This is a genomic window from Prevotella falsenii DSM 22864 = JCM 15124 (assembly GCF_000613945.1).
GTDB lineage: Bacteria > Bacteroidota > Bacteroidia > Bacteroidales > Bacteroidaceae > Prevotella > Prevotella falsenii.
In genome coordinates this window covers 1-14081 of sequence record NZ_BAJY01000032.1, presented here as the reverse complement: position 1 = coordinate 14081, position 14081 = coordinate 1, and the positions used below count along the sequence as shown (strand labels likewise).

The window sequence follows — 14081 nt, the reverse complement described above, 5'->3', positions numbered from 1 at the left end:
TATCTGTTGTGTTTATAGAGAGCTTTTGTGCCGTTATGGTGCGGTTGGATTTTGCTCCCAATAATGAAATCGTATTGTTGTTTATTTATTTTCTCTATTCTCTGTTAAGTCTTTTCTCTTACTCCTGTCATCGCAATAAGCTGCTCTGCCAGCGTATTTATCTTTTCGCGATTGTCCATCAAATGCACTTCGAGAATGTGTTTTGCCTTCATATAGAAAGCATTACGCTTGCTTATCTGCTCGTCTACAAAGGCTTTGACCTCGTCGGGCGACTTCCCTATCAACAGCGGACGAACGTTCTTGCTCATATTAAGATGCTTGCAGATAATGTCGGTTGTAGCATTCAGATATACCGTTTCGCCTTGTCGGTTCAGATAATCCATATTATCGAAGAAACAAGGAGTGCCTCCACCGCAAGAGATAATGACATTTTCAAACTCTGCAACTTCGTGCAGCATATTGCGTTCTATGGTTCTGAACCCCTCTTCGCCCCGCTCTTCAAATATCTGTGCTATGGTTTTGCGCATTCGGGTTTCTATATACCAGTCCAAATCATAGAACGAAAAGCCCAAAATCTTGGACAATGCCCTCCCGAGCGTGGTCTTCCCTGCGCCCATATAGCCTATTATGATAATTCGTTTCGGGCTGTTCTGTAGGTTCTCCGCCATTCTTCACCATTCTGCTTTCCCGTTAAGGAAAGGCAGTAGTATGTTTGTTTATTTGCGTCCGCGCCTTGCCTTGGGTTCGGGTGCGTTCTTTATAATGTTCTGACACTCTTCGTAGGTAAGCTCGGAAGCCTTCTCGTGCATTGCCTTTGGTATGCGGTAATTCTTTCCATCGTATGCGATGTAAGGCCCGAAACGACCGTTCATCACTTCCAACTTAGGGTCTTCTTCAAACTGTTTCAGGTGTCGCTGCGCGTCTTGGAGGCGTTTTGACTCTATCAACTTTATGGCTGTGTCGAGCGAAACCGTAAGCGGGTCTTCGTCTTTCGGCAGCGAGACATATTTTTTGTTGTGCATTATGTAAGGTCCGAAGCGTCCTGCGCCTATCACAACATCGGTTTCTTCAAACTTTCCGATAGTGCGCGGCAGCTTAAACAGCTCCAATGCGTCGTCGAGCGTGAGTGTTTCCATGCTCTTGTCGGTTGGTATTTGCGCAAAACGAGGCTTGTCGGTGTCGTCGGCAGTACCAATTTGTACAACCGGACCGAAACGACCAATCTTTACAAATACCGGTTTGTTGGTCTGGGGGTCGATGCCTAACCGGCGTTCGCCTGCCTTATGTTCCGACCGTGCATTCATTACGGCTTCCACTTCAGGCTCGAAATCCTTATAAAACTCTTTCATTGCGGTATTCCATTCAGCCTTACCTTCCGAAATCTTATCGAACTCTTGCTCTACCCTTGCTGTGAAATTGTAGTCCATAATGTCGGGAAAGTTCTCCATCAGGAAGTCGTTTACCACAATGCCAATATCGGTTGGAATGAGCTTGCCTTTGTCGGCACCCACCATTTCCTTCTTGTTCTTTGAAGTAATCTTCAACGCCTGCAAGGTGTCTACCATGTATGTGCGTTCTTCGCCCTTCTTATCGCCCTTCTGAACATACTCGCGTTGCTGAATGGTTGAAATGGTCGGAGCGTATGTTGATGGGCGACCGATGCCCAATTCTTCGAGCTTGTGCACCAAACTTGCTTCTGTATAGCGGCTCGGTCCCATAGAATAGCGTTCGGTGGAAACGATGCTGCGTCGCTCCAACATCTGACCTTCGTTCATAGCGGGCAGTGCGTGAGCGGCGTCTTCGTTTTCGTTTTCATCGTCGGTAGATTCGCGATAAACTTTCAAGAAACCATCGAAGGCGATGACTTCGCCCGTAGCTACGAACTGAAGTTTGTCCGTTTCGTGTCCTTCAGCATCTAAAATGCCGATGGATACGGTGGTTTTATCAATCTTGGCATCTGCCATCTGAGACGCCACTGTACGTTTCCAAATAAGGTCGTAAAGACGCTTTTCCTGACTTGTACCATCGATGCTGCTCGCCGCCATATCGGTAGGACGAATAGCCTCGTGGGCTTCCTGCGCACCTTTGCTGTTGGTATGATACTTGCGTGTCTTGCTATATTCTGTCCCGTAAAGGTTTTCTATCTCGGTTTTTGCAGTGCTGACGGCAAGATTAGACAGGTTTACGCTGTCGGTACGCATATAGGTGATGCGTCCTGCTTCGTACAGTCGCTGTGCCACCATCATGGTCTGACTCACCGTAAAACCAAGTTTGCGGGCGGCTTCCTGTTGCAATGTTGATGTTGTAAAAGGAGGAGCAGGGGTTCGCTTCAATGGTTTCTTGGCGATAGACGATATTTGGAACGATGCGTTCTTGCACTGTTCAAGAAATGCCAAAGCCTCTTCATGAGTGGCAAAACGCTTGTTCAGTTCTGCTTTTACTTCGTTCTTCGTGCCGTCTTCACCGGTTACAGCAAAGATAGCATTCACTCTGTAATAGGGTTCCGACTTAAACGCCTGTATTTCGCGCTCGCGTTCCACTATCAATCTTACGGCAACACTCTGCACGCGCCCCGCACTCAGTGCCGGTTTTACCTTGCGCCACAACACGGGAGACAGGCGGAAACCCACCAAACGGTCTAACACACGGCGTGCCTGCTGTGCGTTTACAAGGTTCATATCCAACCGACGTGGGTTTTGGATAGCAGCAAGAATGGCTGATTTTGTAATTTCGTGGAACACGATACGGCTCGTTTTCTCCTCGTCGAGCCCTAAAACTTCGCAAAGGTGCCAACTTATGGCTTCTCCTTCGCGGTCTTCATCGGAAGCCAACCAAACCTTTTTAGCAGCTTTAGCGTTCTTCTTGAGTTCTGAAACAACCTTCTTTTTCTCCTCGGGAATTTCGTAGTTGGCTTCTAAAGTATCCAAATCCACGCTTAATTCTTTCTTCTTCAAATCCCGAATATGTCCGTACGACGACATAACCTTAAAGTCTTCGCCTAAGAACTTCTCTATTGTCTTTGCCTTTGCAGGGCTCTCTACTATAACTAAGTTTTCTTGCATATCAGCATTAGTAACATTATTCAAGGACGCAAAATTAAGCAAACTTTTGCATACACCTTATATATATGGACTATTTTTTGTTTTTTTAAGACTACCGTTCCTAAAAACCGCCGTACCGGACACTATGGTTTAGTGGGTCTTTATTAAAGGAGAACAGTTCCTTTTCTTCGCTTATGTCTGATGCGAAAGCAACGACCATTTTGTAAAAACAATTCTCTTAAAAAATGATAACTGCGCTTTGGCATTGCGAAAGCGGCTGTTTTACGATGCAAAACAGCCGCTTTTACCGTGCAAAACCTACGCTTTTGGAACGCAAAACAATAGGTTTTATAACGCCTTAACAGTAAGAGAATTACACAAGAACTATGTCTGTGAAAAATGTTTACGTTTTTATAACCGTCTTCTTGCTTATACCATGAGGCGTAAAGGGGCATTTTGCACCCGCTTTTAGTAAATATCCGATGCCCTTAAAATGATAGTATCATTTTGCAATACTTTGAATTTCTTCTAACGATACACGCCCTAACAGATTAACAATCGTGAGTTCATCGCGTTCAACCGTCAGCAGCACGTACTCGCTTTTGCCATTCTGATATTTCTTTTCGTATATTGTAACATCTTCGCCATTGCTTTTCGTTTTCATCACAACGGCGTACTTTGCTTGCTTGTAATAAGTCAGGGCGGCATTCTTTATACTGTTGATGAGCGAAGGACGCTCGCATTCCAACACGTGAATATGGTCTAATCGCTTTGCAATGCGGCTTATGTCTTTGTTGCCTGCCTGCACATTGCCCATCATTCTCAACATTGTTGCCGAGATATAGACTGTTGATATTCCGTCCTTATCGTCGTACTTGTCGAAGAATGCTTTCTGTGCGAAGGCGCAATTGAAAGTAAATCCGAATAGTAAAAGTAGCAATATCTTCTTCATTTCTATTTGTCTGTTGATTGTTTTGTTATGTTATTGATTGATTCCAACCCTTTGTTGAGCGATACGGAGAACTTGGTAAGTGCTTTGTTTGCTGTGGCATAAGCATCTTCGGGGTTATCGTAAGTGTCTGTTTTTTCGATGTCCGACAACTGCTTACTTTCGTGTTTATCGACAAAAACACCTACTGCCAACAACATCAATATGCCGGCTGCGATGCCTATCGCCCAACGCAGACCTGCCGTACGTGCCGTTTTGCGTGCCGTAGACTCTACCGTGTTCCATTGATTTATTTGTCGTTCAATCTTATTTTCCAAATCAAACGGCATTTCATTGGCAGCATTTTGTTGCAGCGCAAGGAATATTTCGGCTTCCTCGCGCAACTCCTCGTCTACCTCGTTGCTAAAGAAGTACTCCGCAAGACGTTTTTCCTCGGTTTCATCGGTCATTCCGTTGTAAAACCGTTCCAATAGTTTCTTTGTTTCCTTCGTTTCCATTATCGCTTTATTTCCTTTATTTTTTCTCTTATTTTCTTTCGTGCCCTACTCAGAACAGAGCGTAGATTAACTTCCGTAAGTCCTGTTTCGGCACTGATTTCGTCGTATGTTCGTCCTTCCACATCGCGCATAAGCATCACCTTTCCTTGTGGGTCGGGCAGCGCAAGTATCATGGCTCTGATGCGTTGCCATTGGTCTTGCGCGTCGATACGGTCGCTTAGGTTCTCGGTTGCCTTATGCTGCATTTCGCTAACGTCCCGTTCGGCTTCTTCAATGTGCTTCGTACGTTTTACGTCATAGAATATTCGGCGCAGCGTCATAATGCTGTAAGCCTCCGGGTTCTCTATGTCGGCAAGCCGGTGGCGGCGTGTCCACAATCGTAGAAAGGTTTCCTGCACCAAGTCTTCGGCAGCCTGCGTGTTGCCCGTCAGACGCCATGCCAGCACATAAAGTCTGCGATGGCACGGCAAGAAGATTGCTTTGAATTGCGAGGCTTCCATTTATAACTGTTTGGTGAGAGCGTTTACTTCTTCTTTTTCTTGCTTTGGCTATTAATAACTTCTCCGAGCTTGTTCAATGGTATTTTACCTTTTACCACTACAAGGGAGCAGTCGGAGCCTTCAGCATCAATCACAACAAGTTCGCGAACAACGCCACGTTTCATCTTAATCTGAACACTTGAAAAGCTGTTCTTCTTATTTTGCCTGACAAGTTCGTGGTAGTTCTTGTTGTTTATGCGCTTTGCACGTGCCCAAAAGTTTCTTTTCACATCATCGGAGCACAGGTAAAGGTCTAACGTCTTTACGGAATTGATACACTTCAATACAGTCTGCGCATCTTCTTCGCTATCTTTTATAAAGGTTTTAGCAAACGTAAACAACAGCTTACCTACATGGTGGTACTCCGCATGCTTAGCATCTTTGAATGTCGCCATTAAGCTATGGACGTCTTCACCTGCCTGTTGGCCGGCACTTGCAACACTCGTGCTTAAGACGAGAACAAATATAAAAAGTAGCTTTCTCATATTTTTACTTTGATGTTGTACCTTCTATGATACCATCAATGTCTTTCGGAGCGATGTTACCATCTATTACTACGAAGGCGCATTCTCCCTCGTCTATGGAATAAATAACCAAACGTTTGATAATTTCATCGGTACCTTGCGTCATTATTCTGACCTTTGAACCTTCCGAATTTACTTTTATCATTTCGTTGTAGCCCTTCCAATTGAGCCTTTCTACTGCCTTCTGAAATTCTTTACTTGTAGCTTCGGTGGCATCGTCGAGCGACAATACGCGCAGATGGTCTATCTTATCTGCCCATTTTTGTGCATCTTTATTGCCCGAAGACTTTAAACCAAGAGCCAACAATTCTTTAGGTACGTCTACCACTTCTACGTTCTCGTGATTTTTGAACTGCTCAAAAATGCTTTCAACACTTTGTGCTTTAGCAACCATACTTACTGCCAAGAGGGCAATTGAAATGAAAAATGTTCTCATAATCGTATTCTTTTAAAAAGTTTTTAATTTGCTTCTATTGGTATAGACGTAAGTTGTTGCAATTTTGTGGCAAAGAAAATGGGAAAAAATACTTTTTATTTGATTTTTCTTTATTATAGTTTAAAAAAGTCGTACTTGAGATACCACACGGGCATCTCAAGCCATTGTTACTCAAAGAGCGATGGTTCGCTTACCGACGAACCGCGCATTGTCTTGCCAAGATGCTCGTAAGCCAACTCTGTTGCCATACGTCCGCGCGGGGTTCGCTTGATAAATCCCTCCATAATAAGATAAGGTTCGTAGACTTCTTCCAGCGTTCCGGCATCTTCGCCGATAGCCGTTGCAATGGTAGAAACGCCGACAGGACCTCCACGAAACTTGTCGATAATGGTCAGAAGTATCTTATTGTCTATCTCGTCAAGACCGTATTTGTCGATATTCAGCGATTGCAAAGACGATTGTGCAATAGCGTGGTCGATGGTTCCGTTGCCCTTTACCTGTGCAAAATCGCGTACACGACGCAACAAGGCATTGCAAATACGAGGCGTGCCGCGCGAGCGTCGGGCTATTTCAACGGCTGCATCGCCTTCGATAGGCACTTTCAGCAGGTTGGCAGAACGCTTTATGATGTGGCTCAAAGTTTCGGGTGCGTAATACTCCAAGTGCAGATTAATGCCAAAACGAGCACGCAAAGGGGCGGTTAAAAGTCCGCTGCGGGTAGTCGCTCCAACAAGCGTAAACGGGTTTAAGTCTATCTGAATAGAGCGTGCCGAAGGACCTTTGTCTATCATAATGTCGATTCGATAGTCCTCCATTGCCGAGTAAAGGTATTCTTCAACAACGGGCGAAAGGCGGTGAATTTCGTCGATGAACAGCACATCGTTGGGTTCGAGCGATGTAAGAATACCTGCCAAATCGCCCGGTTTATCGAGTACCGGCCCGGAAGTAATCTTAAAACCAACGCCCAACTCGTTGGCGATGATGTTGCTCAACGTGGTTTTTCCCAATCCCGGAGGACCGTGAAGCAACGTATGGTCGAGTGGTTCGCCACGATATTTGGCAGCCTCAACAAACACCCGAAGGTTTTCTACCACCTTGTCTTGCCCGCTAAAGTCGTCGAACTTCGGCGGTCGCAGTGCGTTTTCAAATTCCTTTTCGGCTGTTGTAAATCGCTCTTCTCTTATATCGAAATCTTCATTCATACCTTCTTTCGTCTGTCTTTATCACGAATAAATAGACTTGTAATTTGCAAAGATAGCCAATAAAAACGAGAAACGGAGCGGTTTCTTCCATAAAACATTTAACGTTTTCGGCGGCTATATTCATGCTAAAGCGTCCGCAAACGTTCTCTGCAAATCTCCAAAATACCGATGACTTCGTCCATTTTCTTGGCACGAAGCATCGCAATACGTGTTTGCTTGAAGTCCGGAACGCCTTTGAAAATGGGCGATGCCGCAAGGTGTCGGCGGGTATGCAGTATGCCTCGGTACTCGTCTATCTTCTCTACATTGATGCGCAACATCTCTTCCAAGATGTCTATTTTATCGTCCAAAGTAAGTTGTTGGGCATTCGGGGCATCGGTTTCGCTAAACAACCACGGACAGCCAAAGGTGGCTCTGCCTATCATTACAGCATCTACGCCATAGCTGTCGAAACGTTTCTGTGCATCGGCAACGCCGGTTACATCGCCATTTCCGATGATGGGAATGTGTATGTGCGGGTTTTTCTTCACCTCACCTATAAGCGTCCAGTCGGCTTCGCCTGTGTACATCTGTGCCCGGGTGCGACCGTGGATTGTCAAAGCCTGTATTCCACAGTCCTGAAGTTGTTCGGCAAGGTCGGTTATAATAAGGTTGTTGTCGTCCCAACCCAAGCGTGTTTTCACCGTAACAGGCGTGTTTACCGCCTTCACAACCGCATGCGTTATTTCCAATAGCAACGGTATGTTCTTCAGCATACCCGAGCCTGCGCCTTTATTGGCTACCTTCTTTACAGGGCAACCAAAGTTTATGTCGATTACATCGGGCTTTACCTGCTCTACTATCTTGGCAGCTTCGACCATCGATTCAACGTCTTTTCCATATATCTGAATACCCACCGGGCGTTCCTCTTCGTCGATAACAATCTTGTTGAGTGTCGATTTTATATTGCGAATAACAGCATCTGCCGACACAAACTCTGTATAGACCATTGCCGCACCGAAGCGTTTGCACATTTTACGAAAGCCTATGTCGGTTACATCTTCCATCGGTGCCAAGAACAAAGGGCGTTCTCCAAAATCTATCGTTCCTATTTTCATACTGCAAAGATAGCATTTTTTTTTAAGTACAAGTATAAAAAATGCGCTTACAAAAAGCAAAAAATACAACTGAGAGTAGCCAAAAACGTTGATAGAATTAACGTGAGCTCGACATAAAAAAGCAAGTTAAAGCAAGTAATCTCGCAGATGTTTTCAGGCAAATCCTATGATGAAACTGTGAGTGTTTTTCTGTTTAATTCTGTAAAGATAATTCTGTTAAAAAGTGATATAATCGCTTTGGCGTTGCGAAACCGTAGGTTTTGCGTTGTAAAACCTACGCTTTTACCGTGCAAAACCTACGGTTTTGGAATGCAAAACAATAGGTTTTGTAATGCGCTGACGGATAAACAGTTAGACGACAGCTATGCTTGCGAAAAATATTTACGTTTTTATTGCTTTCTTTTCGCCTATGAATAACGTGAATGCGGTATAGGAATTTGAGGACGAAGATGCTTTATTTCTTTCTGTTTATAAGCATATTAAATCGCAATCAACTCTTTTTAAAATGTCTTTATAAATAACATACCGGTGTAATTCTTAAAACAAACGCACATAAAAATACAATTAAAAACGACAAAATCTTGTGCTTTTTTACAATAATTCGTACATTTGCAATAATCTATTATAAATTCAAACATATCAATCAATAAACTTTTTAATGATATTACTATTATTATCAAACAAACTAAAAAACATTACAGTATGAGAAAAATCTATTTTACTTTCGTATTCTTAATGGTAGGCATTCTTACCTCGTTTGCCCAAAGTGCGGGCTGGATATTCCACCCGGGAAGTGAAGGACCATGGTTTGAAAAAGAGATTGAACAAGGCAAACCGATGGAATACTACGATTATGGCGGTCCTGAAAAGGGTATGCGTGGCAACTTTGCATACACACTTCAACGACTAAAGCCTAAAAATTCGGACTCGCACATTACGGTTATATTCGAGAAAATAGAGTTCGGACAGGGCGACGAAGTGCGTATTTACAACGGTTTAATCGAACTTTCGTGCGAAAGAGACCCCGAAAGCGGAGACTATCTGTGGGGTTGGGCAAAGCAAGAGCCGCTCGAAATCATCAAAGGCACACCGGAAAAGTTGCCCATAAGAATAAGTTCGACGGCTACCGACGGCGGTCTTTCGGTTGCTTGCTTTGCCGCCACCACTATGCCGGGGTGGAAAGCGATGGTCTATTGTGTTAAGAACGGAGACCCCGAACCGAGCAGCGAGACGCCTGAAAAGACGCCAAACTTTACATTGAAAGTAGATCCGAGCATAAAAATCGAATACGATGAAGACGACGAACCGAAACCAATCTATCTGAATTTAGAGTTGCAAGGCATCGAAGACAAGCAGAATATTCAAATAGAACAAAACGGAGAGAAGACCGACTACACGCTGAACAAGAACGTTCCTAACGCTGTAAAGTTGGAAGTTGAGCCAAACGATGTTATCAAAATATACGGCGACTTAACTGTTTTCAAAGCTCAAGCAAACAAATTGGTAGCTTGCGACTTAGGAAAGAACGAGAACTTGGAAGTGCTTGACGTGATGATGAACAAGATTTCAAAGCTCGATTTGACGCAAACACCTAAGTTGCGCGAACTTGCCATCACCGATAATAAACTGACATCTATAGACCTTAGCCATCTTGCAAACTTGGAACAACTCTATTGCAGCTTCAACGAAGTGGGCAAATTGGACACTAAAATGAACCCCAAACTTGAAGTATTGGCATGCGCCTACACCGGACTGACAGAGTTAGACCTAAGCAAGAACCCTAAACTTGAGAATATCACGGCAGGCAACAACAAGTTTACGACCTTCCCTGACCTAAGCAACAAGCCTTCTTTGAAATGGATAGACATGGAAGATTGTGGTATGAAGGAAATAGATGTAACAAAGTTTCCCAAGCTAAAATTCCTCGATTTATCGGGCAATCAGCTTACAAACATCGACCTTTCCAAGAATTTTCTGCTCCGCAATCTCGACTTGGACAACAACCAACTCGACGCTTGTGCGATTAACGACATTCTTTTCACAGTGCCAAAAGTAAAGAAAGAAGATGAGGCAACGTTGCAGATAAAAGGCAATACCGGTTCGGCGACTTGCGATAACACACTGTTGGAAGGCAAAAACTGGAAGATGAACGTTGCCGGCGATGGCACAGGGTGCACCACAGTACGCCTTCGTTTCGAGGAAAATGCACAGGGCACTTTCAAAACAATGGTCGATGGCAAGAACATTCCCGAATGGACACCTATCGAAAAAGGCAAGGAAGTGAAGATAGAAGCTACTCCTATCAAAGGCTATAAGTTTGTTAAAGCCATGCTTGACGGCAAAGACATTACCGAAAACAGTTTCAAAATAAACCAATATGGTGTATTGGCAGCTGTGTTCGATGTTGATAACAGCATACATAATGCTCAAGCTGAAGCCGTAAAAGTGATACGCCACAACGGAAACATCGTTGTTATGGGTTTGCAAGCCGAGAAGGATTACAACATCTACGATGTATCCGGCAAACTCCTTGGCACCGGCCTTACCGATGCAAACGGCGAAGCCACCGTCTCTTTGCCAACAGGACACATTATTATAATACGACAAGGCAACCTTGCTATCAAGGTAATGCGCTAATAAGAGCATTGTTTCATCGTAAGTAAACCATCATTCAAGAGCGTGTGTCAAATAGAACTTCCGGCACACGCTCTTTTCTTTTTCTGCGTGTATGGAACGCAGAGAACTTCCTTTCCCATTGGTATAAAAAAGTAATGAAACCTTTAAAACAATACGTGGAAACATCTTCGGCTTTGTAAAGATTATTCTGTTAAAAAGCGACAACTGCGCTTTGACGTTGCGAAACAATAGGTTTCGTAAAGCATTGGTAATAAAAGGGTTAAACAATAGATACGCTTACGAAAAATGATTATAAAACATTTCCCTTTTCCCACTAATATAATTAAGGTGTACTTACACTTTGGTTTTTAGCGGACAACAAAAGTATGACGTGAGTTTGATATAAGAAGTATTTTCCTAACCGCTTGTTTCTTCCCTCTTGTTTCATCGCTTTATAGAATTGTACTTTTGCATCGGGCATCTATTTTGATAGCTAAAAAAAGGAGACACTGCTCTGTGCCTCCCTAATTTCTTTATATACCCTTCACAAGAGTATATAAAAAGTAAACAGAAATGTTTTGTTCCGGTCTTCTCAAACCGGCTTTTTTAATAGTCCCAATACAATTGGTAGCTATCTTTCGTTTCCATTTCGCTTCCTTCTTCATCAAAGAAGTCGAACTCCTTGCTATCTATCGGCAGATTTGGGTCATAGTCGCCACCTACGCCGGGGCTGGTTATTAACATTAAATTCTCTATTTCCAAGTGGTTCTTAATGGTCTTTGGCACTATATATATTCTCTTTTCCATTGTCCTTTATAGTCTTATCTGATTATTATTTTCTTTCCTTTGTGAATATAAACACCTTTCTGCGGCTTGCTGATACGCTGCCCATTGAGATTGTAGTAAGCGTTGTCATCGACTGTCGTCGCTTCGTCGATTGTCATTATCGCGTTTGTGGTGTTATCGTCTGAGAAAGAAAACTCTACCTTAGCACCTTCAGGTACACCTTCTATCTTTGCATAAGCCTTATGGATAGGGAGGGCAATGGTAGACATAGCCTTTCTAAAAATACCCTTCTGCATTACATAGATGACCTCGCCGGTTGTTGTTGCCGATACGTTGCGGGGATTTACGGTAATTCCATACATAATATTGTTGGTGATTGAGTAATTCTTATCATCGTCCTCACCGATAGCATAGTAGAAGTCGGTCGGTATTGTTTCTTGCTCGAGAACCTTCAGCAACACGCCTGTATTGGCCGGTACATAGCCATAGTTACCACTGCCGACGCCGTTTAAATCTACACTTGACATTCTTATATGGTAAGTAGAGGTTCCATAATCGCCATTGCCAGGCTTCACTTCGCCTATTCTACCAACGAAAGCACCTATATCTCCCTTATGCATTTCTTTTTTGTAAATGCTGAAGTCCACATCGAACTCGCGAGCAAATGTACCGTATTTGTGATTTATCTTCACGTCCTTGATTTGATAATCAAGCTGTGAGGTGAAGTCGAAATTGCTCTTCTTGTCTTTATCGGTGGCAACATCATAAACTGTCTTCGCCCATTCAGTCTTATAATTCGCAAGAGCTGACTTCTTCACATATACTTTGGTTGTTGCAGCAAACTCGTTATAGTTAGTTCCTGTTTCGTCAAGTTCGAATCGAGTAGTACTTAACATGCTTTTATTAGGAGTACTTTCGATGAAGAAAACACTTTCTACAGTGCTTGTATTATCACTGATTTTAGTTACAAAAGCCTTAGCACCGATGTATTTCACATTCTTCTTAACCACAACTTCCTTTATATCTTTGGTTGCATTTTGGAAAGCGTAGTCGCCTATCAAGCTAACATTGTATGTCTTGCCATTGTGTTTAACTTCAGTAGGAAGTACGAATGTGTAATCTTTACGTGTCGTGCTGAGCATGTCTACGTCTTTATCTGACACTGCAATATATTCCTCCGTACCTTCGGTGAACGATACGCCAATAGGTTGTTTGAATTTCTTGTAGAATGGTTCAGCCTCATATTCGGCAAGGCGTTCCTTACGTACGTTGATTGTAATATTCTTAAACATATCAGCTGCTTGGGTACCATCGTCAAACGACATCTCGCTTTGAAGCTGATTGATATTAGCTGCAGGTATCATTGCATCGCAAAGGAAAGTAATCGTATTCAAATTTGAACAAAGACCAAAAGCACGCTTACCAATAGTGGTTACCTTGTTTGGAATGGTTACGTTCTTCAATTCTTTACAGTCATAGAAGGCATATTCTCCTATTTCCTTAATAGATGGAGGGAGCAATGTAAATTGGTTATTGGCCTTACCGGCAGGAAAAATAATCAGCGTTTCCTTATTTTTGGACAACAAATAGCCGTCTACACTTGAGTAAACTTGATTTTTCTTGCTCACATTAATACCTGTTAGGTTTGAGCAATACTTAAAAGCCTCGGGGCTAATCTTGGTTGTTGTTTCAGTAACATTGATAGTTTTAAGTGCCTTGCAATTGCGAAATGCCTCTCTCTCGATAGTCTGTACCTTATTAGGAACATCGAAACTATTCAATCCACAGTCGGCAAATGCACCACTTCCAATAACCGAAATAGCTGCATCAGATGCAAAACTAACCTTCGTCATACCGCTACAGCCACTGAAAGCATTGGCTTTTATGGATACAACCGATTTAGGGAAGTTGAATGTTGCAAGTTCTTTCAGGTTGGCAAAAGCATTTTCGTTAATCTCTTCTAAAACAGAACTGCCTTGGAAATTGAAAGCTTTCAGTTTGGTATTGGTAGTGAAAGCATCTTTCAAAATTTTCTTTAGCTGTGAATTATCAGGTACATTGACGGTCTCCAAATTTTCGCATTCAAAGAATATTTGGCTGATTTCAGAGAGCGTTGATGGCAATGTTACCTCTTTTAACTTAGGCAATGCTCTAAAAGCGTGGTATTCGATACTCTTAACTTTTGAAGTTTCTGCAAACGATATGGTTTCTATAGCTTTCGCTGTACGGAACGCTTCTTCGTTTATAGCCTCTACATTCTGAGGAATAACCATTGAGGTAAGATGCTGTGCGCTTTGAAAACCTCTTCTTGCTATCGTTTTAACGCTTGCCGGAATATTATAGACCGTACCTTGTTTGTTAGGTGGATAGAAGTAGAGCGTCTCCATATCATAC

12 protein-coding genes are annotated in these 14081 nt (G+C 43.0%); 1 reads left to right on the top strand and 11 read right to left on the bottom strand.

Annotated features, from left to right (window positions below; translation table 11 throughout):
- Window positions 1-104 precede the first annotated feature (104 nt).
- The 9 genes from JCM15124_RS10435 to dusB all read right to left on the bottom strand — a co-directional run bounded on the left by JCM15124_RS10435 (window position 105) and on the right by dusB (window position 8285).
- A complete protein-coding gene (locus JCM15124_RS10435) occupies window positions 105-668 on the bottom strand; it encodes a shikimate kinase (protein WP_024999385.1) in 564 nt (187 codons plus the stop codon).
- Between the two features lie 48 nt (window positions 669-716).
- Window positions 717-3062, bottom strand: coding sequence for a type I DNA topoisomerase (topA, locus tag JCM15124_RS10430; RefSeq protein WP_024999384.1), 2346 nt, complete (start codon window positions 3060-3062; stop codon window positions 717-719).
- 481 nt (window positions 3063-3543) lie between these two features.
- A complete protein-coding gene (locus JCM15124_RS10420; protein WP_024999383.1) occupies window positions 3544-3993 on the bottom strand; it encodes a DUF4252 domain-containing protein in 450 nt (149 codons plus the stop codon).
- Window positions 3994-3995: 2 nt separating this feature from the next.
- Window positions 3996-4487, bottom strand: a complete 492-nt coding sequence (locus tag JCM15124_RS10415; protein ID WP_024999382.1) for a PG0215 family putative anti-sigma factor — start codon at window positions 4485-4487, stop codon at window positions 3996-3998.
- Window positions 4487-4987 (bottom strand): GFO_1088 family ECF-type sigma factor, encoded by a 501-nt coding sequence (locus JCM15124_RS10410; RefSeq protein WP_024999381.1) that lies wholly within the window; start codon window positions 4985-4987, stop codon window positions 4487-4489. The genes JCM15124_RS10415 and JCM15124_RS10410 overlap by 1 nt, the downstream gene beginning before the upstream one ends.
- A 23-nt stretch (window positions 4988-5010) precedes the next feature.
- On the bottom strand, window positions 5011-5511 hold the full coding sequence (locus JCM15124_RS10405) for a DUF4252 domain-containing protein (RefSeq protein ID WP_024999380.1): 501 nt from the start codon (window positions 5509-5511) through the stop codon (window positions 5011-5013).
- Window positions 5512-5515: 4 nt separating this feature from the next.
- On the bottom strand, window positions 5516-5986 hold the full coding sequence (locus JCM15124_RS10400; protein ID WP_024999379.1) for a DUF4252 domain-containing protein: 471 nt from the start codon (window positions 5984-5986) through the stop codon (window positions 5516-5518).
- 167 nt (window positions 5987-6153) lie between these two features.
- The gene (gene ruvB / locus JCM15124_RS10395; protein WP_024999378.1) at window positions 6154-7188 is read right to left on the bottom strand and encodes a Holliday junction branch migration DNA helicase RuvB; all 1035 of its coding nucleotides are present in this window, start codon (window positions 7186-7188) and stop codon (window positions 6154-6156) included.
- Window positions 7189-7313: 125 nt separating this feature from the next.
- Window positions 7314-8285 carry a tRNA dihydrouridine synthase DusB gene (dusB, locus tag JCM15124_RS10385; RefSeq protein ID WP_024999377.1) on the bottom strand — a complete coding sequence of 324 codons (972 nt, stop codon included), beginning with the start codon at window positions 8283-8285 and terminating at the stop codon, window positions 7314-7316.
- 702 nt (window positions 8286-8987) lie between these two features.
- Between dusB and JCM15124_RS10380 the strand changes: the two genes are divergently transcribed.
- Window positions 8988-10922 carry a leucine-rich repeat domain-containing protein gene (locus JCM15124_RS10380; protein WP_024999376.1) on the top strand — a complete coding sequence of 645 codons (1935 nt, stop codon included), beginning with the start codon at window positions 8988-8990 and terminating at the stop codon, window positions 10920-10922.
- Between the two features lie 585 nt (window positions 10923-11507).
- Here JCM15124_RS10380 and JCM15124_RS10375 read toward each other — a convergent pair.
- Together JCM15124_RS10375 and JCM15124_RS10370 are read right to left on the bottom strand one after the other, a co-directional pair.
- Complete coding sequence (locus tag JCM15124_RS10375) at window positions 11508-11708, bottom strand: hypothetical protein (RefSeq protein WP_024999375.1); 201 nt, start codon at window positions 11706-11708, stop codon at window positions 11508-11510.
- 14 nt (window positions 11709-11722) lie between these two features.
- A partial coding sequence (locus JCM15124_RS10370; RefSeq protein WP_024999374.1) for a leucine-rich repeat domain-containing protein occupies window positions 11723-14081 on the bottom strand: 2359 nt, incomplete at its 5' end.